This is a genomic window from Citrobacter sp. KH_055_1 (assembly GCF_057838705.1).
In genome coordinates, this window is the sequence record NZ_CM174473.1 from 1387572 (window position 1) to 1411014 (window position 23443).

The following is a 23443-nucleotide window of genomic DNA, read 5'->3' on the forward strand; positions in this document are numbered from 1 at the left end:
GGGTGCAGACCAGACGGTGCATTGCTGTTCTTTACGTTAGCTGACTTTCTGTCTCTGCCGATCGAAAACTAATGCTGACCAGCGTTCCGCCCCCGGAGGGTTGCGAGAAGGTCAGTGTACCGCTGAGTCTTTCTGCTCGCTCACGCATAATATTCAAACCATAGTGTCCCGCGGGTTCTTGCGGGTCACCGATACCGACGCCGTTATCGCGGATATACACGGTATGATTCCCATCCGGCGCGGTCACGCAGCTGACGGCAATTTCGCTCGCACTGGCGTGTTTAATGGCGTTCAACACTGCTTCACGAACGATCTGCAACAAGTGCACCTGCATTTGCGCATCCAGTGCCAGCGTCGGTAACCGGCAATCGAGCGTCAGTTTAGCCGACGTTTGGTTTTGCAGCGTTTCCAGCATTTCGTGCAGGGCAGAAGGCAGATCGGCCTGCTGTAAGGTCAGGCGGAAGGTGGTGAGCAGCTCGCGCAACTGGCGATACGCATCATTCAACGCCTGGGAGAAATCGGCCATGATGCCCTGTGCCGGGGCATTATCTTCCGGAATCGAACGCTTCAGTAGCGTTAACTGAATGCGCAAATAAGACAGCACCTGCGCCAGCGAGTCGTGGAGTTCACGCGCGATGGTCGCTCGCTCTTCCATTAACAACAGCTGCTGAAAATGTTTTTGCGCCTGATTGAAGTACAGCCCGCGTCCCAGCATGGTCGACACGCTATTAAGCAGCGGTGTGGACGCACTCACGTTAGGGCTTTGCCAGTGTAGTTCTCCATAGACGGTCTCCTGCATGGTGACCGGCAGGATCTGCATTGGCAGTTCTGGGCTTTTAGTCCCTTCGCTGATCCGCCAGTTATCACCGACGGTGAGTTCCAGGAAATATGCAGCGTCGTGCTCGCGAACGATCTGTAAAATATGGCGGAAGCAGTGCACGTCAATTTGGCTGGTATTCAGCGCCTGAGAGCACTGATACAGCACTTCCAGGCGGCGATTGGCTTCGTGAAGGTCGTGTGTTTTCTCCGCCACGGAGGCTTCCAGCGAGCGGTACAGTTTATGCAGTTCACTCGACATCTGGCTAAACGTCTTCGCCAGCAGCCCCAGTTCGTTGGGCAAGCCGGTATCCAGTTGGGGGATATCAAACTGACCGTGTTCAATCTGCTGGCTGGCCATCACCAGGTTATTGAGTGGACGTACTACCTGCTGGCGAATACGCCGCAAAGTAAAGAACACCAGGGTGAATATGCCGATCCCGCCCGCCAGCGATATGCCAAACACCAGCATCACTTTGCGCTCAGCATAATGCTGCAACGCCAGCACGAAGAGGTCGATTTGATTGACATAGTTGTTGATATTGGCCTGATACCAGGGCAAATCGCCGCTTATCAGTCGGGTGTTCATTTCCAGCCAGTTCGCATGCAGACGTCCATAGCGACTTTTTACTGCCTCTGGAACATACCAGGCGTTCAGATTTTGTAATGCCGGCGCGTTTAACGCCTGCTGGAAAAGCTGGCGGTGGGCGTTGAGTTGTGGGCTTTGGCTTTGCAGATCATACCCCAGCCGATAACTTTGCATACGCAGGGAACCGGCAATATTAATTGCCTCCGCGTCGCGCAAACTGCTGGTGAGCGTAAGCAGCGCAATGCCCGTAGAGAGAATTGACAGCAGCACGATGTAGAAAAAAGCCTTGGCTAAACTGGCCGAGACAGGACGCTTTACCGTCACTCGCACATCCTCACACAATGCGCCTCGCGCCTGGTTGCAGCCCGAACGACTCAGTGTATTTGTTAAATGTTAATAAAATCGCCATGAAACAGGATGGTAACTGAAACACAATTTCATATGCGATGAAATAAATTGATCTGCCACAGGTTCTGGATAAATAGTTGTACTTTCTGGGCAAATGGACATTGCCGCTCACTTCAGGGTCGGTTAATAACAACAGTCATATAAAGAATAAGGTTTTTGCAACCAAAAAAGAAGGAAGCCATGAATCGTTTTATTATGGTCAACAGCCAACAGTGCCTGGGATGCCACGCCTGTGAGGTCGCCTGTGTCATGGCGCATAACGATGAGCAGCATGTCCTGAGCCAACGGCATTTTCAGCCGCGCATTACCGTCATCAAACATCAGCACCAGCGCAGCGCGGTGACCTGCCGCCACTGTGAGGACGCGCCCTGTGCCAGAAGCTGCCCGAATGGCGCCATCCGCCATGACAATGACAGCGTGCAGGTGAACGCGAAACAGTGTATTGGCTGTAAATCCTGCGTTGTTGCCTGTCCTTTTGGCACGATGCAGATCGTACTGACTCCCGTGGCGAAAGGAAAGGTGAAAGCGACCGCGCATAAGTGCGATTTGTGTCAGGGGCGGGAAGAAGGACCGGCCTGCGTTGAGAACTGTCCGGCGCAGGCGCTACAGCAGGTGACTGAAAGCTCACTTGCCGGTCTTTCAAAAGCACGCAGGCTGCGCGCAGCCAGTCAGGAGTGTCAACCCTGGCATGCGATTGCCAGCGGAGTGACGCAGCATGTCACCAGTAAAGTTGAACAAATGCGGGCCACGCCCCCGCGCGGTGAGCCCGATAAACTGCCGATTGAAGCCCGTAAAACCAGCTTTGATGAAATTTATTTGCCGTTCCGCACGGCGCAGGCTGAACGGGAAGCCTCCCGCTGCCTGAAGTGTGGCGAGAACAGTATTTGCGAGTGGACGTGCCCGCTGCACAACCATATTCCACAGTGGATCGAACTGGTGAAAGCCGGAAATATTGACGCAGCGGTTGAGCTTTCGCACCAGACCAACTGTCTGCCGGAAATTACCGGACGCGTCTGTCCGCAGGACCGGCTCTGCGAAGGGGCTTGTACGGTACGTGATGAACACGGTGCGGTCACCATTGGCAATATTGAACGTTACATCTCCGACCGCGCGTTGAGCAAAGGGTGGAGACCGGACCTAAGTCATGTACAGAAAGTCGATAAACACGTCGCCATTATCGGTGCGGGGCCGGCGGGGCTGGCTTGTGCGGATGTGTTAGCCCGCAACGGCGTTAGCACCACCGTCTTCGATCGCCATCCTGAAATTGGCGGCTTACTGACGTTTGGTATTCCGGCCTTCAAACTGGATAAATCATTGCTGGCGCGCCGTCGTGAAATCTTCAGTGCCATGGGTATTCATTTCGAGCTGAACTGCGAAGTCGGCAAGGACGTGACGCTGGCTGCGTTGTTGGAAGACTACGATGCGGTGTTCGTGGGCGTCGGGACCTATCGTTCGATGAAAGCGGATCTGCCGAATGAAGACGCCCCCGGTGTGTATGACGCGCTACCGTTCCTGATTGCCAATACCAAGCAGGTGATGGGACTGGATGAACTGCCAGAGGAGCCGTTTATTGACACCGCCGGACTGAACGTCGTGGTCCTCGGCGGCGGCGATACGGCCATGGACTGCGTGCGTACCGCGCTGCGCCACGGGGCAAGCCAGGTCACCTGCGCTTACCGTCGGGATGAAGCCAACATGCCCGGCTCGAAAAAAGAGGTCAAAAATGCCCGCGAAGAGGGGGCTAACTTTGAATTTAACGTCCAGCCGGTTGAGCTGGTGCTGAATGCTGAAGGGCGCGTCAGCGGCGTGCGTTTCTTACGCACCCAACTCGGTGAACCTGATGCGCAGGGGCGGCAGCGTCCGGTTCCCATCGCCGGGAGTGAATTTGTGATGCCTGCCGATGCGGTGATCATGGCGTTTGGTTTTCATCCGCACGGCATGCCATGGCTGGAGGCGCACGGCGTGAAGGTTGATAGCTGGGGGCGGATCGCTGCTGACGTTGAGAGCGCTTACCGTTATCAAACCACGAACCCGAAGATTTTTGCCGGGGGGGACGCGGTGCGCGGAGCCGATCTGGTGGTGACGGCCATGGCGGAAGGGCGTCATGCCGCACAGGGGATCGTCGACTGGCTGGGTATAAAATCAGTTAAATCTCACTAATCAGCGGGTAGGCCGGATAAAACGCGTTAGCGTTGCCATCCGGCAATGTGCCGTATGTAGGTCTGATGGCGCTTCGCTTATCAGGCCTACATTGTTCTAAGACAAACCCGGTTTCACGGCGTAGTATTATTGCTCACTTCTCTCCGTGGAGCCGGTATGTCGCAAAAAATTACCCTCATCAAAGACAAAGTCCTTTCCGATAACTACTTCATCCTGCGCAATATCACCTATGAACTGACCCGTAGCAACGGCGAGGTCATCCGCCACAAACGCGAGGTTTACGATCGCGGTAACGGGGCCACCATCTTGCTGTATAACCCGGAGAAAAAGACCGTGGTGCTGATCCGCCAGTTTCGCGTCGCGACCTGGGTCAACGGCAACGAAAGCGGACAGCTGATAGAAACCTGCGCCGGACTGCTGGATAACGACGAGCCGGAAGCCTGCATTCGCAAAGAGGCGATAGAAGAGACCGGCTATGAAGTGGGTGAGGTGCGTAAACTGTTTGAGTTGTACATGTCGCCGGGCGGCGTGACCGAATTAATCCACTTTTTTATCGCGCAATACAGTGACAGCCAGCGGGCGAATGCCGGTGGCGGCGTTGAAGATGAAGATATTGAGGTTCTGGAACTCCCCTTCATGCAGGCGCTGGAGATGATCAAAACTGGCGAGATCCAAGATGGTAAAACGGTGCTATTGCTGAACTATTTGCAGTCGTCACATCTCATGGGCTCATGAACGGTATTTATATTTCTTTACAAAATAACGGCCAATCCGACGATTCTGATTGAGCCTCATCAATCGCGCAAGGAAGATACGGCTCAGGTTGTTGGTTTTGACTTCGGGGTTGTACCGTCCATGCGCTATCGCGTTATTTTCATCTTTCTGCTCGGTTTGCTGCCGGTCCGCTTTTTGTGGGCGGCTCCTGCGCAGCAGGCATTTTCCGACTGGCAGGTGACCTGCAATAACCAGAATTTTTGCGTGGCGCGCAATACCGGTGAACATCACGGCCTGGTGATGACCCTAAGCCGCAGCGCCGGGGCGCATACCGACGCGGTGTTGCGCATCGAACTGGGGGGACTGGACTCCCCCGATGCCAAAGAGGCAGATATTGCGCCGCGTTTGCTGCTCGACGGCGCACCGCTGCCGTTGACCGGTGAACACTGGAATATAACGCCCTGGCATCTGATGACTGACGATCCTGTCACCATTAGCGCCTTTTTACAGACCGTGCAAAACGCGCAGGCTATTACCCTGCAAAAAGGGGGGCAAACCCTGTCGCTGACAGGACTGAAAGCCGCGCTGTTGTTTATTGACGCACAGCAAAAACGTGTAGGCAGTGAAACCGCCTGGATACAAAAAGGTGACGAGCCGCCGCTCAGCGTGCCGCCGGCACCCGCCCTGAAAGGTGTGGCCATCGTGAATCCCACGCCAACGCCGCTGTCTGAACAAGAACGCAACGACCTACTGGATTACGGGAACTGGCGGATAAACGGGTTGCGTTGTTCGCTCGACCCGATGCGTCGCGAGGTGCGGGTGTCTGCGTTAACGGACGACAAAGCGCTGCTGATGATCGGCTGTGAGGCCGGGGCATATAACACCATCGATTTGGCGTGGATTGTGTCCCGCAGCAAACCGCTGACCTCCCGCTCCGTGCGGTTGAGTCTGCCGTTTAAAACGGATGCAGAAAGCAATGATATGGAGTTGACCAATGCTGCGTTCGATGAAAAATCGCGCGAGCTGATTACGCTCGCCAAGGGCCGAGGTTTGTCTGACTGCGGTATCCAGACGCGCTGGCGTTTTGACGGCCAGCGTTTTCGTCTGGTGCGTTATGCGCAGGAGCCAAGCTGTGATAACTGGCATGGCCCCGACGCCTGGCCCACATTGTGGATCACCCGTTAAGCACCTTATGTGCTTTTTCGACAATGTTCTCCACCGTAAAGCCGAAAAACGGGAATAATTTGTCCGCCGGGGCGGATTCCCCATAGCCTGTCATGCCGACAATCGCGCCTTTCAAACCGACGTATTTGTACCAGTAATCGGCAATGCCCGCTTCGACCGCCACGCGCGCGCTGACGTTTGCTGGCAGGACCGATTCACGGTATGCCTCGTCCTGGGCGTCGAAGATATCCGTTGAGGGCAGGGAGACCACGCGAACGTTGCGCCCTTCCCCCGTCAATTTCTCCGCCGCCAGCAGGGTGATCTCCATTTCTGACCCGGTAGCAATCAGGATAATATCCGGCTTCCCCCCGCCGTCTTTCAGCACGTAGCCGCCGCGGGCAATCTCTTTGACCTGCTCAGGCGTGCGTTCAACCTGTGCCAGGTTCTGCCTGGAAAGGATCAGCGCCGTGGGACCGTTATGGCGCTCAACGGCCAGTTTCCAGCCTACCGCCGCTTCGACCTGATCGCACGGACGCCAGGTGCTGAAGTTGGGCGTCAGGCGCAGGCTGGCGAGCTGCTCTACCGCCTGGTGAGTCGGACCGTCTTCCCCCAGACCAATCGAGTCGTGGGTATAGACCATGATCTGTCGGGCTTTCATTAATGCTGCCATGCGTGCGGCGTTACGGGCGTATTCGACAAACATCAGGAAGGTGGCGGTATACGGGACAAAACCGCCATGATGGGCGATGCCGTTGGCAATGGCGGTCATGCCAAATTCACGCACGCCATAGTGAATGTAATTCCCGGCCGGGTCGTCTTTCAGCGAGGTTGAGCCTTTCCAGATAGTCAGGTTGCTGGGGGCGAGATCGGCAGAGCCGCCAAGCAGCTCGGGCAGCATCGGACCATAGACGTTGAGGGTGTTTTGCGATGCCTTGCGGGTGGCAATTTTTGCCGGATTAGCCTGCAATTCGCGAATGTATTTCTCGGTACTCTTTTCCCACTCTTTTGGCAGCCCACCACGCATCCGGCGGGTAAACTCTGCCGCCAGTTCCGGGTATGCTTGCTGGTACGCGGAGAAGGTCGTATTCCAGTCCTGTTGGGTTTTTTCGCCTTTTTCCCGCGCGTCCCAGGCCCGATAAATCTCTTTGGGGATGTGAAAGGCGGGATGATGCCAGCCCAGCTTCTGGCGGGTCAACGCCACTTCTTCTTCACCCAGTGCCGCGCCGTGCGCCTCTTCTTTCCCGGCCTTATTCGGCGAACCAAAGCCAATTACCGTCCGGCAGATAATGAGTGATGGCTTATCGGTCACGCTTTGGGCTTCCAGAATGGCTTTCTTCACCGCTTCAGGATCGTGCCCGTCTATCTCGTGTACCACATGCCAGTGATACGCTTCAAAGCGCTTCGCGGTATCGTCGGTAAACCAGCCTTTGGTTTCGCCATCAATAGAGATGCCGTTGTGGTCGTAAAAGCCGATCAGCTTGCCCAGTTCCAGCGTCCCCGCCAGCGAACAGACTTCGTGGGAAATCCCTTCCATCAGGCAGCCGTCGCCCATAAAAACATAGGTGAAATGGCTGACAATCTCATGGCCCGGTTGATTAAACTGCGCGGCCAGCGTTCGTTCGGCCACCGCCAGCCCGACGGCGTTTGCCAGGCCCTGACCCAACGGCCCGGTGGTGGTTTCCACGCCCGGCGTGTAGCCCAGTTCCGGGTGCCCGGGCGTTTTTGAATGCAGCTGGCGGAAGTTCTTTAACTCGTCCAACGGCAGGTCGTAACCGGAAAGATGCAGCAGGCTGTAAAGCAGCATTGAGGCGTGACCGTTGGACAAGATAAACCGGTCACGATCGTACCAGTGAGGATCGCTCGGGTTATGGCGGAGAAAATCGTTCCACAGCACTTCGGCAATATCGGCCATGCCCATCGGTGCGCCGGGATGTCCGGAGTTGGCTTTCTGGACCGCATCCATACTCAGCGCACGAATGGCATTGGCAAGCTCTTTACGGGTCATAGGAAATACTCCTTGAAAAGTAAAGTGTTAGAGCGTGTGTTAATTCACACTTTTGGAGAATTTGCAGGCGTTGTCAGCAAAAAGCATAGCAGACAGGCATGGTATTGCTGGCTTAAGCAGGTAACATGGCTGTTATAAATTGATAACAAATTCTTTCTTTGAGTAGTGAGAGTTTGGCGACCTTCAAAGTTTGCGCCGCTGACTGAGGTGATAATGTGCGGCTCTGCAAAAGGGTTACCTGCGCCACTTTATTGATCGATACGTGAAAGGAACAACAAGATGGATGACCAGTTAAGACAAAGCGCCCTCGATTTCCACGAGTTTCCAGTACCCGGCAAAATTCAGGTTTCGCCAACCAAACCCCTTGCCACCCAACGTGACCTGGCGCTGGCCTATTCACCCGGTGTTGCAGCCCCGTGTCTGGAGATTGAAAAAGACCCGCTGGCGGCCTACAAATACACCGCGCGCGGCAACCTGGTGGCGGTGATTTCCAACGGTACTGCGGTACTGGGGCTGGGCAACATTGGTGCGCTGGCCGGCAAACCGGTGATGGAAGGGAAAGGCGTTCTGTTTAAGAAATTTGCCGGGATTGACGTGTTCGATATTGAAGTCGACGAACTCGATCCGGATAAATTTATTAACGTGGTGGCGGCCCTTGAGCCGACGTTTGGCGGCATCAACCTCGAAGATATTAAAGCGCCGGAATGCTTCTACATAGAGCAAAAACTGCGTGAGCGTATGAATATTCCGGTATTCCATGACGACCAGCATGGCACGGCTATCATCAGCACCGCTGCGATCCTCAACGGTCTGCGGGTGGTGGAGAAGAATATCTCTGATGTGCGTATGGTGGTGTCCGGTGCGGGGGCGGCGGCGATTGCCTGTATGAACCTGTTGGTGGCGCTGGGCATGCAGAAGCACAACATTGTGGTCTGCGACTCCAAAGGCGTGATTTACAAAGATCGCGAACCGAACATGGCCGAAACCAAAGCGGCCTATGCGGTGGAAGATGACGGCAAGCGTACACTGGATGACGTGATTGACGGGGCTGACATCTTCCTTGGCTGTTCCGGCCCGAAAGTGCTGAGCCAGGAGATGGTCAAGAAAATGGCGCGTGCGCCGATGATTCTGGCGCTGGCCAACCCGGAACCGGAAATTCTGCCGCCGCTGGCGAAAGAAGTGCGTTCCGATGCCATTATTTGTACCGGTCGCTCCGACTACCCGAACCAGGTCAACAACGTCCTGTGCTTCCCGTTCATCTTCCGCGGTGCGCTGGACGTGGGGGCCACCGCCATCAACGAAGAGATGAAGCTGGCGGCGGTACACGCCATTGCGGAACTGGCGCATGCTGAGCAGAGCGAAGTGGTGGCCTCCGCCTATGGCGATCAGGACCTGAGCTTTGGCCCGGAATACATCATTCCTAAGCCGTTTGACCCGCGTCTGATTGTCAAAATTGCACCAGCGGTGGCGAAAGCGGCCATGGACTCCGGCGTGGCAACGCGCCCGATTGCCGACTTTGATGCGTACATCGATAAGCTGAGTGAGTTTGTCTACAAAACCAACCTTTTCATGAAGCCGATTTTCTCGCTGGCACGCAAAGCGCCGAAGCGCGTGGTGCTGACGGAAGGGGAAGAGGCGCGCGTGCTGCATGCGACCCAGGAATTGATCACCTTAGGTCTGGCGAAGCCGATCCTGATTGGCCGTCCGAGCGTGATCGAAATGCGCATCCAGAAACTGGGGCTGCAGATCAAAGCCGGTGTTGATTTTGAGATCGTCAACAACGAATCCGATCCGCGCTTCAAAGAGTACTGGAGTGAGTATTATCAGATCATGAAGCGCCGGGGGATCACCCAGGAGCAGGCGCAGCGTGCGGTGATTGCCAACACCACGGTGATTGGTGCGATCATGGTGCAACGCGGTGAAGCGGATGCGATGATCTGCGGCACGATTGGCGACTATCACGAGCATTTCAGCGTGGTGAAAGCGGTATTTGGTCACCGCGACGGTGTGCATACGGCGGGGGCGATGAACGCGCTGTTGCTGCCAAGCGGCAACACCTTTATCGCCGATACCTACGTTAACGATGACCCGACGCCGGATCAGCTGGCGGAAATCGCCGTGATGGCGGCCGAAACCGTACGGCGTTTTGGTATCGAACCGAAGGTGGCATTGCTGTCGCACTCCAACTTTGGCTCTTCCAACTGTCCGTCGGCCAGCAAAATGCGCGCAGCGCTGGAGCTTATCAAGGCGCGTGCGCCAGAACTGATGATCGACGGTGAGATGCACGGTGATGCCGCGCTGGTAGAAAGCATTCGTAACGATCGGATGCCGGACAGTCCGCTGAAAGGCTCCGCCAATATTCTGGTGATGCCGAATATGGAAGCGGCGCGTATTAGTTACAACTTACTACGCGTGTCTAGCTCTGAAGGCGTAACGGTCGGCCCGGTGCTGATGGGCGTGGCGAAACCGGTTCATGTATTAACGCCGATCGCCTCTGTTCGTCGTATCGTGAATATGGTGGCGCTGGCGGTTGTAGAAGCGCAAACACAACCGCTGTAATTACGTTAGTGTGAAGTATGAACCCTTACCCTAGCTTGAATGGGGTAAGGGGGAACTTTATTAATACTATTAACATTATGTTTTATGATTTTTTATCATCTATTAAGTTTACTGGTATATCCTTTTCTTTTTTCGAATCTATCACTATAACCGTGAATTTTTCCTTGAAATCATTTCCCGGACACTGAGTTCCCACTGTGCTTCCTGACATCCAAAATGAAAACTCCCCTTTTTTTTCAGGTATTCCAGAAATATCTATATGCCAAAAACCACCTATACTGTATGAAATGATATTCAACCCATTCGTTGATAGCATACTTCTTCCATCCACTGACATATCGTCTGCCGGTAATCCTGTAGTTTTTAGCTGTGCATGATAATTTCTTCCAACTGAAGCAACTGGCAATATATCAGAAGCAAAATTTATTTTGTTTTTAATGAAAACACAGCATCCTGTTAATAAGATCGCTAGTGTAATAGTAACTATTGATGAGAAATTAAGCATGGCAGCGAGAAAGTTTTACCAACATAAAAAACGGTTGTATTTATTGGGTTACGATCTTTATGCTGATTATTTTCGTAACGCATAGAGGAAGCGTCGGCCGCTTAATACATCATCTATCAATTTTTGTTTAAATAAGCTGTTGGCATTTTTCTTAAATCTTTCTCGCCAGTCTGGGAGCCACCAATAATAAACTGATGTACTGTAAAGGTTAATATCGGGTAAAATGGCAAATTGTGCTACTTCTTTGTCAATGAGACCCTTTTCAAACTGTTCATTCACAGTATCCATGAAACACATATACTCTTTAATGGGGAGGTTTTGCATTAATATAATAGTGTAAACTTTCTGGCTTTGATCATAATCTTTACTTAATATTATTCTAATAGCGCTAGAAAGATAGTCTTTTGGGGTTTCACTAATCATGTATAATTCATTGTTGAAAAATATAGTATATACATTTTCCATTTCTCGCCATTGGATAACTTTTGATTCTGCTGCCGAATTTATTATTTTGATGAGAGAGTCTTCTTTAAAAGGGTTGTTTTTGTAACATAGGCAGTTTTTTTCACTGGCCATAAAGAAAATACAGTAAACCGATGCGGTAATTATAAATACACTGGCTAGAATTGTTCTTATTTTATTCATTTGTCTTTCCTTTATACCTTCTAAAAGCATTGAAATCAAACTCGGTATGAGATATTGATATTGCGGCTGTGCCATTTTTATTTCTGAATCCTGCATCGTTAACTATAATTTCTCTATTATTTGCCGAAATTGTAACCCCTGCTGCTATAATTATTCCTGCATGTCCTGTCGCGCCTTTCTCTTTTTTTATATAGGCGCCTACATCTCCAGGGAGAGGAGTACTGAAGTAATCCCATTGTCCTGTCAATTTTGTTGGGTCAGCCCATTCTTCTGCCAGGGGAGGTCTAAGTTCCTGATAAAGCCATTGTGGCGAATAACGTGCATAACCAGTTTCAACCCACGGTACAGTCAGTCCAGACTCAAGTAATACATCATTTACAAAGGCACTACATTTATTTGTATTCGAACCAAAATGATATGTCTTTTTCAGTATAGGATGGTAAGAGTCTTTTTCCACTTCTCCAGCCCATTTTGTGGAACCCCGATATTTCAAGGCGGTTAATATTATCTTTCTTGGAATATCCCTTATTACTATCTTTGTGCTTTTTATTACAGTGTTTTTCTCACCGAAAGAAATTCCTGATGATATTCTCTCTTCATATTCAACGTCGAAAAAGTCGCCATGAAAATTATCACCTGACTTATTAATATTGATTGGTACCCTGGTCCAGGGGGATACAATTACCATTGTTACTTTTTTTCCATCTGATAGGATCGTACTTCCTATTTCTTTTTCAACCTCATTATCTATAATAAATGTTTTAATTTCATACTTATTTGCAGTTGGGATTGTTTTTTGCAAGCCGGATGAAGAAATAGTAACTGTATTACCTTTTGTGGTAAAATTATAAGCCAGCGAGTTATTGTGTTCGGATATAAGGTTGTTTTCTATCTCAATGTTGTTTACAGTAATTTTGTATTGTAATCCTGATGGACTTCCCATCAATGAATCTTTAAAAACGACTAATAGTTCTGAAGACATATGCTCTCCTTATAAATCATCTACAGAAACGTAAACTTGCCATTTATCACTTTCTTTACCGATAAATAAGTGATTGGCGTCTGAAAACACTTCTTCTGGATATAACGCACTTTCTCCATTGTGTTGGGATGTATTAGATCTGATTAATGTATCATTATTCTCATTTCTGATTTTAAAATCCAGCCCAACCACATGTGATTCCAAGATATTCAATTTATTTGTGATGATCTGAATTTTTCTGTTTTCATCATCAGCTTTGGGTTCATTTTGCTCTTCTGAATCGTTATTGTCCCCAGAGTTATTTTTGTCTTCGCTATCATTCTGTTCAGGCGCTATATCTTCATTATTCGTCAGTGACTCCAGAACAACGGGTTGCAGAGTCCCTACTGGCACTCCCGGACAGCCCCCGCTGTTGAGATTTATCTTCGGCCCCATAATGTCCACCCCAGCCGAATGGATGACAATAAACGAACCACTCACTTTCAGACTGATTTTGCTGCTGCTCTCCAGCACGATGTCGCCCCGGACCTTTATCCCCAGCGCACCCGCCACCTTCCGCGCCAGGTCGCCTTTCACTTCCAGACTGTGACTGCCTTCCACCAGGCTGATATGGTCCCCGCTGGTTTTATGCGCCTGCTTTCCTTCCACCGTTACTTTCCGGTCATTCGCCACATACAGCCCGTCGTCATGACTGATGCTCACCATCCGGTCATTCTTCACCTTCAGCATCTGGTCATTGCGCACCGTGATGCTGCGGTCATGCGCCACGGTGATGGTCTGGTCATGCCCTGCGGCATTCTCCTTACCCACCTTCACCGTCTGCCCGAGTCCGATGGTAATACTCTGGTTATTGCCGATGGTTTCTGTGTGGTCCACTTTCACATCGGTGGTGCGGTTATTCAGCACTTCGGTATCCATGTTCTTCTGCGCATGGATATACACCTGCTCGTTATCCGTCGCATCCTCAAAGCGCAGTTCATTAAATCCCCCGCCTTTGTAGGTTTTCGAGCGGATAGTCATCTGTGTTTTTGTGCCGGGCAGGTCTCCGGGGGTACGGTTATCTTCATGGTAGGTGCGACCCATCACGATGGGCTGGTCCGGGTCGCCGTTGAGAAAGTCGACAATCACTTCCTGGCCCACGCGGGGAACAGCGAGGTTGCCGAACCCGGCTCCGGCCCATGCCTGGGATACCCGTATCCAGCAGGAGCTGTTTTCCGTTCCGTCCTGATAGCGGTCCCAGAGGAACTTCAGCCGTACCCGGCCATATTCGTCGCAGAAGATTTCCTCCCCCGCCGGACCGGTGACCACAGCACTCTGCGGGCCGTCCACCTTCGGTTTTTCCCGGAGGTCTGGCCGCCAGGTGCGATCGGCCGGTATCACGGTAAAGTCGTTGCTGAGCGTGGTTCCCTGTCCCTGGCTGCCGTGCTGCGCCTGGGGCTGTATCCCCGTCAGCGTACTGCTTATCACCTGCCATTCCCGGTTAAGGGCGGCAGTCGGGTGTCCTGACAGGGTAAAGCGGGTTCCCGGCCACAGTTTTGGTGAATGGCTGGCACAGGTGGCCGTTTCGGCACTGTTGCGCCAGCCTTCCATTTTATAGCGGGTGAAATTTTGTCCGTGCGATTCATCCTTGAAGCGGCCGGGATAATCAAAAATCTCGTACTGTGACAACTGCCCGTTCAGGCTGTCGGCTTTATGGCCGTAATATCCGGGCCAGTCGGGGACCTTAAAGGTGTAGTCCTGACTCTGCACGGAAGAGGGGCTGACGGTGGCTTCATAGCGAAATGAGCTGATGTACTCAGCAGTGGCTCCTGTCGTCGTGCCCGGATTAAAGGGGACAGGGTCAGATATGCTGCACAATCCGGCGACGTCATCGCACAGGGTTAGCGTGTGTTCCGGCCCGTCCGGGGAGAGTCTGTCAAAAAAGAAGATCCCTTCCTCAGCCCACAGTCGCGTCAGAAACGCGAGGTCAGACTCGCCGTACTGCACGCAGAATTCACGGGCCGGATGGTCTTCATAAAACCGGGGCTTCCATCCGGTGACGCCGTTTTCCCGGAGCAGGGTGTCGGAGATAGCCTTAATATCCAGCTGCTGAAAAATACGGAAGTTCTGTCGCAGCCCACAGCGCCAGAGTGGCGGGGAGATGCCCAGGTGATAATGCATCTGCACGCTGTCGTTGTTACCCAGGGCCACGGTAGTGACGATGCCGCAGATATAGCGCTGTGGAGTGTTCCCCTGCCAGATGGTCAGTACGACATTTTTTTCCAGGAAATCAGGAGCAGTCAGTCTGAAGAGGGTGCTGGTCACATTCACGTCCATCACAAACGGACAGGAGTATTGCTGGTAAAGGGTGAAATCCACCACGGCCAGCGCTGTCTCTGCCTGACCGTCGATACTTAGTGTAAAATACAGTCCTTTTTGTGACATAACCTTTCCCTTGTATATCAGCCGATATTGACGGTACCGCTGCCGATAACCACGCCACCGCAGTCAATGGCATCACCGGTTCTGGCGGCAGGCAGGCCGTCGATAAACACAGTGCCTGAACCACTGGCTATCTTACGTGGGTGAGGCGGATGTTTGGGTTTATCGTGGGGTGTTAGTGGGTCGCCCATACGGGCAGCAGGTAGTCCGTCGACAGAAACCGTTGGAGAACCCGCAGTAATAATGGTTTCGTGATAACCATAGTGCTGGGTACCTTTGTCATTAAGTCGGGCCGCTATAGGCATGAGGAACCTTCATAATATTTAGTCAGCGTAAGTATGAGATGATTTTATTTAATGACGCGCTCAACATGTCCATTCATATATTTAAACTTTGATTCATCTTCAAACACAATAATTGCATTTGCTTTTCCCCATGAGACCCAGTCGATAAAAGAATTCCCCGAGTCTGGAATGAACCCATTGGAAATAACCGGTTTGTCTCCTGAAAAGTCTAGAAAAACACTCACGCTGCAATGCCCGGGATAATCTTTAATACTACAGGGATCGTCTGAGGTATATGTAAAAATGGTTTTAGTGACAAGATATTTGTTGTTCTTAAATATACCTACATCATCATAAAAAAATGTTATCAAACTGGTTCTGGCTTTGTATATTTCCACGCCGTTAAGGGTTAAGTGCGAATAATCATCATTTGATTCAGATCTAGGTTGCTGCTCAAGAAAGCCAAGTCGGGTAGGGTAACATGAATTTGCTTTCAGGGTGCAATCCGCAGCACATATAATCGGGAAAACCAATAATGCAAAGAGATAGTTAACATTTTTACTCATGTTGTACCTGCTTAAATTTTATTAAAAATTGATTCAAGTCCAATGGATTCGTCTTTTTTTGCATTGATTAGCTCGTGGCAAAAATAATTTCCCGTCGTAATATTATAATCTATATATTCTACTAACCACTTTCTGTGTGCTGTTACATACCCTCCATTTTTTTTAGCTTTTGAAGTGGCTGATTTTTTCCCCACCTGCGCAGTTAGTAATTTTTTTGCCTTATCTTCATTAATTTCATTTTTAATAAAACGTTTTGCGTCACTCAGACCCAGGTGATGAGTTAAATATATGATCTTGGCCTTTTCAGCATCATTAAGTCCGTCGATATTATATCCTGCCTCTTTCAGCGATGCCAAATTGGCGATGCCATAATCAACTGCGGCCATAATGGCATATTCCGGTTTAAATCGAAGATTTAACCATTGCTGCACGTCTGCCGTTGCGTGGTCCGGGTACGGTGTTACTCCTTTGATATATCTGCCGTTTTTTAATTCATTAAGATTTTTCCAGTCGTCGGTAGAAACCTGAAATTTCTTTTCATATACGATCTCATCTTTTTTGTTTTTTACTACCTCTCCTTTTTTATTGAGTAAGGGCTTATCTGCTACTAACCCTTGTTCAGAGGCTTTTTCATAAAGATATGTCCCTTCCTTTAACGTCTCCGTTATCCATGTCCCATTTAAAAATTGTGTCATGCCAGCCGCTGAACTTTTATATACCGTGTTTTGTTTTGTCGAGTTTACTGAATCCTTGCACACTGAGGTTGGTTTCCAGACTCCACCACGATATTTAGCTGCTTCAGCATGAATAACTGCCGCAATACTCTGGGGTATAATACCACTCCGCTCAGATGCGCGAATAATATCATTCCAGTAAATAACATTCTTACCTAGCATAAGATCGTAATTGTTAGGGCAGGTATGGTTTATATGAACTCTGGGTTTTCCATCAGAGTCTCGGCCAATGTTTATTTTATTAATTTCATCGCTTTTACTGTCAGCATTGCCTGTTGGACCGGTTATTGCTGTGCTTTTTCCTTTAACTCTCACTTTAGGACTTGAAATAATGGCATTTAATTTGCCTTCCTGAGATATGAATCTGGCAACTTCCTTTATCTTCCCCATACCACTGGAAACAGTGATTTTAATTTCAGATTCAGCTTGTACTGCAAAGTCATCAATCTCTCCCAGATCATCGGTTATGAACTCGAAAACCTCACCCAGCGCAGATGTTACTTTAACCTTCAATCCGGAAAGAGGCTTTTCTATCAGATCTTCAAAAGATAATGATAATAAACATTGGTTATCATCTTTCTTTTTCGTGGTGTCAGTTTCAGTTAGCGTATAATGCCGTTGCGGAATATTTATTACCTGTCCGGGGTAGATCAACTCTGGTTTTTTATGTTATTATATTCAGCAAGTTCCTCAACGGAACAGTTATATTCACTTGCAATTTTTCCAAGCGTATCTCCTTTGAGAACAACCACGCTACGCTTATCCGGTGACAATGACCAGATATCATCTAATGGTACAGGCTTATCCTCCTGATCAAGGTAACATTTCCAGTCAGCAGACCATCCAAACAGACCATCATATTTTGTCGGTTTATCCTGTGGTTCATCAAAAAATGGGGTGGGTTTGCTAGTCACTTTTATTCCTCCTCAGTAAACGGTCTGAATACAAGCTCTTTACTTTGAATGCCATCCATTCCTTTTATGGACCCAAACATATGGTTTAATTCAGGCTCAGATGTTGTCTGATCTGATTCGTTTTCCCCATTCGAATCCCCGGAACCACCGTCCTCATCTGGCAGCGCCCTCAACACAGTTGGTTGCAGTGTCGATATCGGTGTACCCGGACTCCCCCCGCTGTTCAGGTTTATCTTCGGCCCCGTGATGTCCACGCCACCGTGATGGATCACCACAAACGAACCGCCCACCTTCAGGGTGATGCTGCCGCTACTCTCCAGCACGATGTCGCCCCGGACCTTTATCCCCAGCGCACCCGCCACCTTCCGCGCCAGGTCGCCCTTCACCTCCAGACTGTGACTGCCTTCCACCAGGCTGATATGGTCCCCGCTGGTTTTATGCGCCTGCTTTCCTTCCACCGTCACTTTCCGGTCATTCGCCACATACAGCCCGTCGTCATGACTGATGCTCACCATCCGGTCATTCTTCACTTTCAGCGTCTGGTCATTACGTACCGTGATGCTGCGGTCATGTGCCACGGTGATGGTCTGGTCATGCCCTGCGGCATTCTCCTTACCCACCTTCACCGTCTGCCCGAGTCCGATAGTAATACTCTGGTTATTGCCGGTGGTTTCTGTGTGGTCCACTTTCACATCGGTGGTGCGGTTATTCAGCACTTCGGTATCCATGTTCTTCTGCGCATGGATATACACCTGCTCGTTATCCGTCGCATCCTCAAAGCGCAGTTCATTAAATCCCCCGCCTTTGTAGGTTTTCGAGCGGATAGTCATCTGTGTTTTTGTGCCGGGCAGGTCTCCGGGAGAACGGTTATCTTCATGGTAGGTGCGACCCATCACGATGGGCTGGTCCGGGTCGCCGTTGAGAAAGTCGACAATCACTTCCTGGCCCACGCGGGGAACAGCGAGGTTGCCGAACCCGGCTCCGGCCCATGCCTGGGATACCCGTATCCAGCAGGAGCTGTTTTCCGTTCCGTCCTGATAGCGGTCCCAGAGGAACTTCAGCCGTACCCGGCCATATTCGTCGCAGAAGATTTCTTCGCCCGCCGGACCGGTGACCACAGCACTCTGCGGGCCGTCAACGGAAGGTTTTGACAGGGGGGAGGTCCGCCATGTCCGGTCTGCCGGAATCACGTCGAATGCATTGCTGAGCGTGGTGCCTTCCCCCTGGCTGCCATGCTGTGCCTGCGGCTGCTCACCTTTCAGAACGCAGCCTGTCACCTGCCATTCCCGGTTCAGCGTGGGCGAAGGGTGGCCGGTCAGGGTGAAGCGCTTTCCGGGCCACAGTTTCGGGGAATTGCTCACACAGGCTGCCGTTTCGGCACCGTTGCGCCAGCCTTCTGTTTTATAGCGGGTGAAGTTTTGTCCGTGCGATTCATCCTTGAATCGACCGGGATAATCAAAAATCTCGTACTGTGACAACTGCCCGTTCAGGTTGTCGGCTTTATGGCCGTAATATCCGGGCCAGTCGGGGACCTTAAAGGTGTAGTCCTGACTCTGCACGGAAGAGGGGCTGACGGTGGCTTCATAGCGAAACGAGCTGATGCATTCCCTGGAGACTTCGCGGGTACCGGGGTTAAAGGGCATTTCCCCCAGAGTGGAAACCCCGGCCACATCATCACAGAGCACCAGTTTTTGTTCAGGACCGGTCGGGTGTAACCAGTCAAAATAGAAAATACCTTCTTCGGCCCACAGGCGGGTGAGAAAAGCGAGGTCGGTCTCGCCGTACTGGACGCAGAATTCCCGCGCCGGATGGGATTCATAGAAGGAAGGCACCCAGTCAGTGACGCCATTTTCAGTGAGCAGGGTGGAGGAAATGGCCTGGATATCCTGCTGCTGAAAGATACGGAAGTTCTGGCGCAGGCCTGCCCGCCAGAGCGGGGGAGAAAGGGTCAGGGTGTAATTCATCTGCCAGCGGTTGTTTTCCCCGCTTTCCACCCTGGTGATGATGCCGTGAAGGTAGCGCTGCGCAACTGTCCCCTGCCAGACGGTGAGGGTGGCGCTCTTTTCAAGAAAATCAGGTGCGGTGAGGTCAGACTGGTCGCTGGCAATATCGACACGGAGTAAAAAAGGGGTGGAGAGACTCTGGTAGAGGGTGAAGCTGACGACGGCGGTTGCCGTCTCCGCTAATCCATCCACATCCAGCGTAAAGCGCAGTCCCTGCTGTGACATAAGTATCTCTCCGCGAAATATCATCCGGGAGGCACCATACGCCAGTAAAGTCAGTACAGGTAGAACAGAAAGGGTCGTCTGGCTGAGTTTCGGAAAACGTTTAGGTTGGGTGATAAAGCATCATTACGAGTTTGCGTTGCTTACTGCTGAATCCACCTTTTAAACGAACTATTGTAAATACTTCGATTAAATTTTCCTTAAAGTTAATGATTTCATTTAGTGAGTGTGTTTTTAATTCCTGAATTAAACGAGCAATCTTCATCTTCTCTGTATTTTCCCTTTCTTAGTGATCTCCCTCACCTTTTAAACCTGGTTGCCGAATTTTGTTATTTACTCTGACGAAAAATTGCCACGATGGGGTCAGTTTTAGCAGAGGCGGTGAGCAATGGAAAAAGAACGCATCATCCAGGAATTTGTGCCGGGGAAACAGGTCACGCTGGCGCATCTGATAGCGCACCCCGGTGAAGAGTTGGCGAAAAAGATCGGCGTTCCCGAGTCTGGCGCTATCGGCATCATGACCTTAACGCCGGGTGAAACGGCGATGATTGCCGGTGATTTAGCCATGAAGGCGGCGGATGTACATATCGGCTTTCTCGATAGATTCAGCGGCGCGCTGGTGATCTACGGCTCTGTAGGTGCAGTGGAAGAGGCGTTGCTCCAGACGGTGAGCGGTCTGGGCCGGTTATTAAATTTCACTTTGTGCAACCTGACAAAAAGTTAATCAGAGGCGGCGATGAAACGTATTGCGTTTGTCGGTACGGTGGGGGCGGGGAAAACCACGCTCTTTAATGCGCTCCAGGGGAATTATTCCCTCGCCAGAAAAACACAGGCTGTCGAGTTTAATGAAAACGGCGATATCGACACTCCGGGAGAATATTTTAGCCATCCGCGCTGGTATCACGCCTTAATTACCACGCTGCAGGATGTTGATACGTTGATTTATATACACGCGGCAAATGATTTAGAAAGTCGCTTACCTGCCGGGCTGTTGGATATCGGCGCCAGTAAACGACAAATCGCCGTTATCAGCAAAACGGATGTGCCGGATGCCAATGTCGCCGCAACGCGACAATTACTTCGCGGGATAGGGTTTCAGGAGCCGATTTTTGAGCTCAATAGCCATGACCCAAGCAGTGTGCAGCACCTGGTGGATTATCTGACTGAGCTCAGCCAAAAGGAGGAAAGGGCAGGTGAAAAAACTCATCACAGCTAACGATATTCGTGCGGCCCACGCACGCGGTGAACAGGACGTATCGGTTGTTCTGCGCGCCAGTATCATCACCCCGGAAGCACGCGAAGTTGCGGCGCTGCTGGGCGTCACTATCACTGAATGCGATGAATCTGCGCCGGCAGTCGTATCAACGTCTACGGCAGCACCTGCTGCTGCGGATGACGGCAAAACGGAAAGCCAGCGTATTCGCGAAACCATCATTGCGCAGTTACCGGAAGGACAGTTTACCGAAAGCCTGGTCGCGCAGCTGATGGACAAAGTGATGAAGGAGAAACAGTCGCTGGAGCAGGGCGGAATGCAGCCCAGCTTTGCCTCGGTGACCGGCAAAGGTGGCGTCAAAGTCATTGACGGCAGCAGCGTCAAGTTTGGCCGTTTTGATGGCGCCCAGCCGCACTGTGTCGGCTTAACCGACTTAGTTACTGATCAGGACGGGAGCAGCATGGCCGCCGGGTTTATGCAGTGGGATAACGCATTTTTCCCATGGACGCTGAACTACGACGAAATTGACATGATTCTGGAAGGCGAGCTGCACGTTCGTCATGAAGGCGAAACCATGATTGCGAAGGCCGGGGATGTGATGTTTATCCCGAAAGGTTCCAGCATTGAGTTTGGTACGCCGACGACGGTGAAGTTCCTGTATGTGGCCTGGCCTGCGAACTGGCAGTCCTGCTAAGGCGGATGTATGAAGGATTTCATTACCGAAGCATGGCTCAGAGCGAATCATACGCTTAGCGAAGGGGCTGAAATTCATCTCCCCGCTGATGCTCGCCTGACGCCGTCTGCCCGGGAGTTGCTGGACAGTCGTCGACTGCGCATTAAGTTTATCGATGAGCAGGGAAGCCTGTTTATCGACGACGAGCAGCAGCAACCGCAGCCGGTGCATGGTTTAACCAGCAGCGATGCACACCCGCAGGCAAGCTGCGAGCTGTGTCATCAACCGGTGGCGAAGAAACCTGACACGCTGACGCATCTGACAGCGGACAAAATGGTCGCCAAAAGTGACCCGCGCCTGGGATTTCGCGCGGCGCTGGACAGCACCATTGCGCTGGCCGTGTGGTTACAGATTGAGCTGGCCGAACCGTGGCAGCCGTGGCTGGCGGATATCCGCTCGCGCTTAGGCAACATTATGCGCGCCGACGCCATGGACGAACCTCTGGATGCGCAGGCCATTGTTGGCTTAAGCGACGGAGATTTACACCGGCTCTCGCATCAACCGCTGCGCTACCTGGACCACGACCATCTGGTGCCGGAAGCCAGCCACGGTCGTGATGCTGCACTGCTTAATTTGCTGCGCACCAAAGTCCGTGAAACGGAAACGGTGGCGGCGCAGGTGTTTATCACCCGTGGTTTTGATGTGTTGCGACCAGACATCCTGCAGGCGCTAAACCGTCTTTCGAGTACGGTTTACGTAATGATGATTTTGAGCGTGGCGAAGCATCCACTGAGCATCAGCCAAATCCAACAGCGATTAGGGGAGAAGTCATGATTATTGAACGCGCTCGCCAACTCGCCAAACGTTCACCTGCTCGGGTGGTGTTCCCGGATGCGCTGGATGTCCGAGTGCTGAAAGCGGCGAACTACCTGCATCAGCACGGTCTGGCTCGCCCTATTCTCGTCGCCAGCCCATTTGCATTGCGCCAGTTTGCCCTCAGTCACCGCGTGGCAATGGACGGTATTCAGGTTGTCGATCCGCAAAGCAATGTGCAAATGCGTGAAGAATTTGCCCTGCGCTGGCTGGCCCGTGCGGGCGAAAAAACGCCGCCGGATGCGCGGGAAAAACTCAACGATCCGCTGATGTTTGCCGCTGCGATGGTCAGTGCCGGTAAAGCCGATGTCTGTATTGCCGGCAACTTGTCGTCAACGGCAAACGTGCTGCGCGCAGGGTTGCGCATCATTGGCCTGCAGGCGGGTTGCAAAACGCTGTCGTCGATTTTCCTGATGCTGCCGCAGTATCTCGGACCGTCATTAGGATTTGCCGACTGTAGCGTGGTGCCGCAGCCGACCGCCGCACAGCTGGCGGATATTGCCATCGCCAGCGCGGAAACCTGGCAGGCGATTACCGGTGAAGAGCCGCGAGTGGCCATGCTGTCGTTTTCAAGTAATGGCAGTGCCCGTCATCCCAACGTCGCTAACGTGCAGCAGGCAACGGACATCGTTCGTGAACGCGCGCCGCAGCTTACCGTCGACGGTGAACTGCAGTTTGATGCCGCTTTTGTACCGGATGTCGCCGCGCAAAAAGCGCCCGCCAGTCCGCTACAGGGCAATGCCAATGTGATGGTTTTCCCGTCGCTGGAGGCAGGCAATATTGGTTATAAAATCGCCCAGCGCCTGGGAGGGTATCGTGCCGTAGGCCCCTTAATTCAGGGACTTGCCGCACCGCTTCACGACCTCTCTCGCGGCTGTAGCGTGCAGGAAATTATCGAACTGGCGTTGGTGGCAGCTGTGCCGCGTCAGACTGAAATGAGTCGTGAAAGCGCCTCGCAAACACTGGTTGTTTAGGTCCCGTTCTGGACCCCTT

At 51.7% G+C, this 23443-nt stretch carries 21 protein-coding genes; 9 read left to right on the forward strand and 12 right to left on the reverse strand.

Annotated features, from left to right (window positions below; translation table 11 throughout):
- Nucleotides 1-31 precede the first annotated feature (31 nt).
- Nucleotides 32-1729 carry a nitrate/nitrite two-component system sensor histidine kinase NarQ gene (narQ, locus tag AC3ITF_RS06415; RefSeq protein ID WP_096756210.1) on the reverse strand — a complete coding sequence of 566 codons (1698 nt, stop codon included), beginning with the start codon at nt 1727-1729 and terminating at the stop codon, nt 32-34.
- Nucleotides 1730-1993: 264 nt separating this feature from the next.
- Here narQ and aegA point away from each other — a divergent pair, with 264 nt between their 5' ends.
- The 3 genes from aegA to AC3ITF_RS06430 all read left to right on the forward strand — a co-directional run bounded on the left by aegA (nt 1994) and on the right by AC3ITF_RS06430 (nt 5872).
- The gene (gene aegA, locus AC3ITF_RS06420) at nt 1994-3973 is read left to right on the forward strand and encodes a formate-dependent uric acid utilization protein AegA (protein ID WP_489176240.1); all 1980 of its coding nucleotides are present in this window, start codon (nt 1994-1996) and stop codon (nt 3971-3973) included.
- Nucleotides 3974-4129: 156 nt separating this feature from the next.
- Entirely contained in the window at nt 4130-4708 is a 579-nt protein-coding gene (gene nudK, locus AC3ITF_RS06425; RefSeq protein ID WP_181637737.1) for a GDP-mannose pyrophosphatase NudK, read from the forward strand.
- Between the two features lie 120 nt (nt 4709-4828).
- Nucleotides 4829-5872 carry a DUF1176 domain-containing protein gene (locus tag AC3ITF_RS06430; RefSeq protein WP_174360316.1) on the forward strand — a complete coding sequence of 348 codons (1044 nt, stop codon included), beginning with the start codon at nt 4829-4831 and terminating at the stop codon, nt 5870-5872.
- Here AC3ITF_RS06430 and tkt read toward each other — a convergent pair.
- On the reverse strand, nt 5862-7856 hold the full coding sequence (tkt, locus tag AC3ITF_RS06435; RefSeq protein ID WP_135911627.1) for a transketolase: 1995 nt from the start codon (nt 7854-7856) through the stop codon (nt 5862-5864). The two genes, AC3ITF_RS06430 and tkt, sit on opposite strands and share 11 nt — an antisense overlap.
- 279 nt (nt 7857-8135) lie before the next feature.
- On the opposite strand from tkt, the gene maeB reads away from it, so the two are divergent.
- Nucleotides 8136-10415 (forward strand): NADP-dependent oxaloacetate-decarboxylating malate dehydrogenase, encoded by a 2280-nt coding sequence (gene maeB, locus AC3ITF_RS06440; protein WP_096756215.1) that lies wholly within the window; start codon nt 8136-8138, stop codon nt 10413-10415.
- A gap of 82 nt (nt 10416-10497) precedes the next feature.
- On the opposite strand, the gene AC3ITF_RS06445 is transcribed toward maeB, so the two are convergent.
- The 10 genes from AC3ITF_RS06445 to AC3ITF_RS06490 all read right to left on the reverse strand — a co-directional run bounded on the left by AC3ITF_RS06445 (nt 10498) and on the right by AC3ITF_RS06490 (nt 19956).
- Nucleotides 10498-10920, reverse strand: coding sequence for a hypothetical protein (locus AC3ITF_RS06445; RefSeq protein ID WP_146717307.1), 423 nt, complete (start codon nt 10918-10920; stop codon nt 10498-10500).
- A 66-nt stretch (nt 10921-10986) separates the two neighbouring features.
- On the reverse strand, nt 10987-11565 hold the full coding sequence (locus AC3ITF_RS06450; protein WP_181517986.1) for a hypothetical protein: 579 nt from the start codon (nt 11563-11565) through the stop codon (nt 10987-10989).
- Nucleotides 11558-12547 (reverse strand): hypothetical protein, encoded by a 990-nt coding sequence (locus AC3ITF_RS06455; RefSeq protein WP_489176241.1) that lies wholly within the window; start codon nt 12545-12547, stop codon nt 11558-11560. Before AC3ITF_RS06455 ends, AC3ITF_RS06450 begins: the two co-directional genes overlap by 8 nt.
- Nucleotides 12548-12556: 9 nt before the next feature.
- Complete coding sequence (locus tag AC3ITF_RS06460) at nt 12557-14971, reverse strand: type VI secretion system Vgr family protein (protein ID WP_489176242.1); 2415 nt, start codon at nt 14969-14971, stop codon at nt 12557-12559.
- A 17-nt stretch (nt 14972-14988) separates the two neighbouring features.
- Nucleotides 14989-15273: a type VI secretion system PAAR protein gene (locus AC3ITF_RS06465; RefSeq protein WP_411509807.1), complete on the reverse strand. Its 285-nt coding sequence runs from the start codon at nt 15271-15273 to the stop codon at nt 14989-14991.
- Nucleotides 15274-15317: 44 nt separating this feature from the next.
- A complete protein-coding gene (locus AC3ITF_RS06470) occupies nt 15318-15818 on the reverse strand; it encodes a hypothetical protein (RefSeq protein WP_411509808.1) in 501 nt (166 codons plus the stop codon).
- A gap of 11 nt (nt 15819-15829) precedes the next feature.
- Nucleotides 15830-17206 (reverse strand): peptidoglycan-binding protein, encoded by a 1377-nt coding sequence (locus AC3ITF_RS06475; RefSeq protein ID WP_489176243.1) that lies wholly within the window; start codon nt 17204-17206, stop codon nt 15830-15832.
- Entirely contained in the window at nt 17203-17466 is a 264-nt protein-coding gene (locus tag AC3ITF_RS06480; protein ID WP_489176244.1) for a LysM peptidoglycan-binding domain-containing protein, read from the reverse strand. Before AC3ITF_RS06480 ends, AC3ITF_RS06475 begins: the two co-directional genes overlap by 4 nt.
- A gap of 2 nt (nt 17467-17468) precedes the next feature.
- Nucleotides 17469-19694 (reverse strand): type VI secretion system tip protein TssI/VgrG, encoded by a 2226-nt coding sequence (gene tssI, locus AC3ITF_RS06485; protein WP_489176245.1) that lies wholly within the window; start codon nt 19692-19694, stop codon nt 17469-17471.
- A 100-nt stretch (nt 19695-19794) separates the two neighbouring features.
- Nucleotides 19795-19956 carry a hypothetical protein gene (locus tag AC3ITF_RS06490; RefSeq protein ID WP_186805276.1) on the reverse strand — a complete coding sequence of 54 codons (162 nt, stop codon included), beginning with the start codon at nt 19954-19956 and terminating at the stop codon, nt 19795-19797.
- Nucleotides 19957-20079: 123 nt separating this feature from the next.
- On the opposite strand from AC3ITF_RS06490, the gene eutS reads away from it, so the two are divergent.
- From eutS to pta, 5 genes are read left to right on the forward strand one after another with little or no spacing between them, the layout of a single operon-like run.
- The gene (gene eutS / locus AC3ITF_RS06495) at nt 20080-20415 is read left to right on the forward strand and encodes an ethanolamine utilization microcompartment protein EutS (RefSeq protein WP_096756222.1); all 336 of its coding nucleotides are present in this window, start codon (nt 20080-20082) and stop codon (nt 20413-20415) included.
- Nucleotides 20416-20427: 12 nt separating this feature from the next.
- On the forward strand, nt 20428-20907 hold the full coding sequence (gene eutP, locus AC3ITF_RS06500; RefSeq protein WP_096756223.1) for an ethanolamine utilization acetate kinase EutP: 480 nt from the start codon (nt 20428-20430) through the stop codon (nt 20905-20907).
- Nucleotides 20885-21598, forward strand: coding sequence for an ethanolamine utilization acetate kinase EutQ (gene eutQ, locus AC3ITF_RS06505; protein ID WP_115257814.1), 714 nt, complete (start codon nt 20885-20887; stop codon nt 21596-21598). The genes eutP and eutQ overlap by 23 nt, the downstream gene beginning before the upstream one ends.
- 9 nt (nt 21599-21607) lie before the next feature.
- A complete protein-coding gene (gene eutT, locus AC3ITF_RS06510; RefSeq protein ID WP_115257815.1) occupies nt 21608-22411 on the forward strand; it encodes an ethanolamine utilization cob(I)yrinic acid a,c-diamide adenosyltransferase EutT in 804 nt (267 codons plus the stop codon).
- The gene (gene pta / locus AC3ITF_RS06515) at nt 22408-23424 is read left to right on the forward strand and encodes a phosphate acetyltransferase (protein ID WP_181517990.1); all 1017 of its coding nucleotides are present in this window, start codon (nt 22408-22410) and stop codon (nt 23422-23424) included. The genes eutT and pta overlap by 4 nt, the downstream gene beginning before the upstream one ends.
- The last annotated feature ends 19 nt before the right edge of the window (nt 23425-23443 follow it).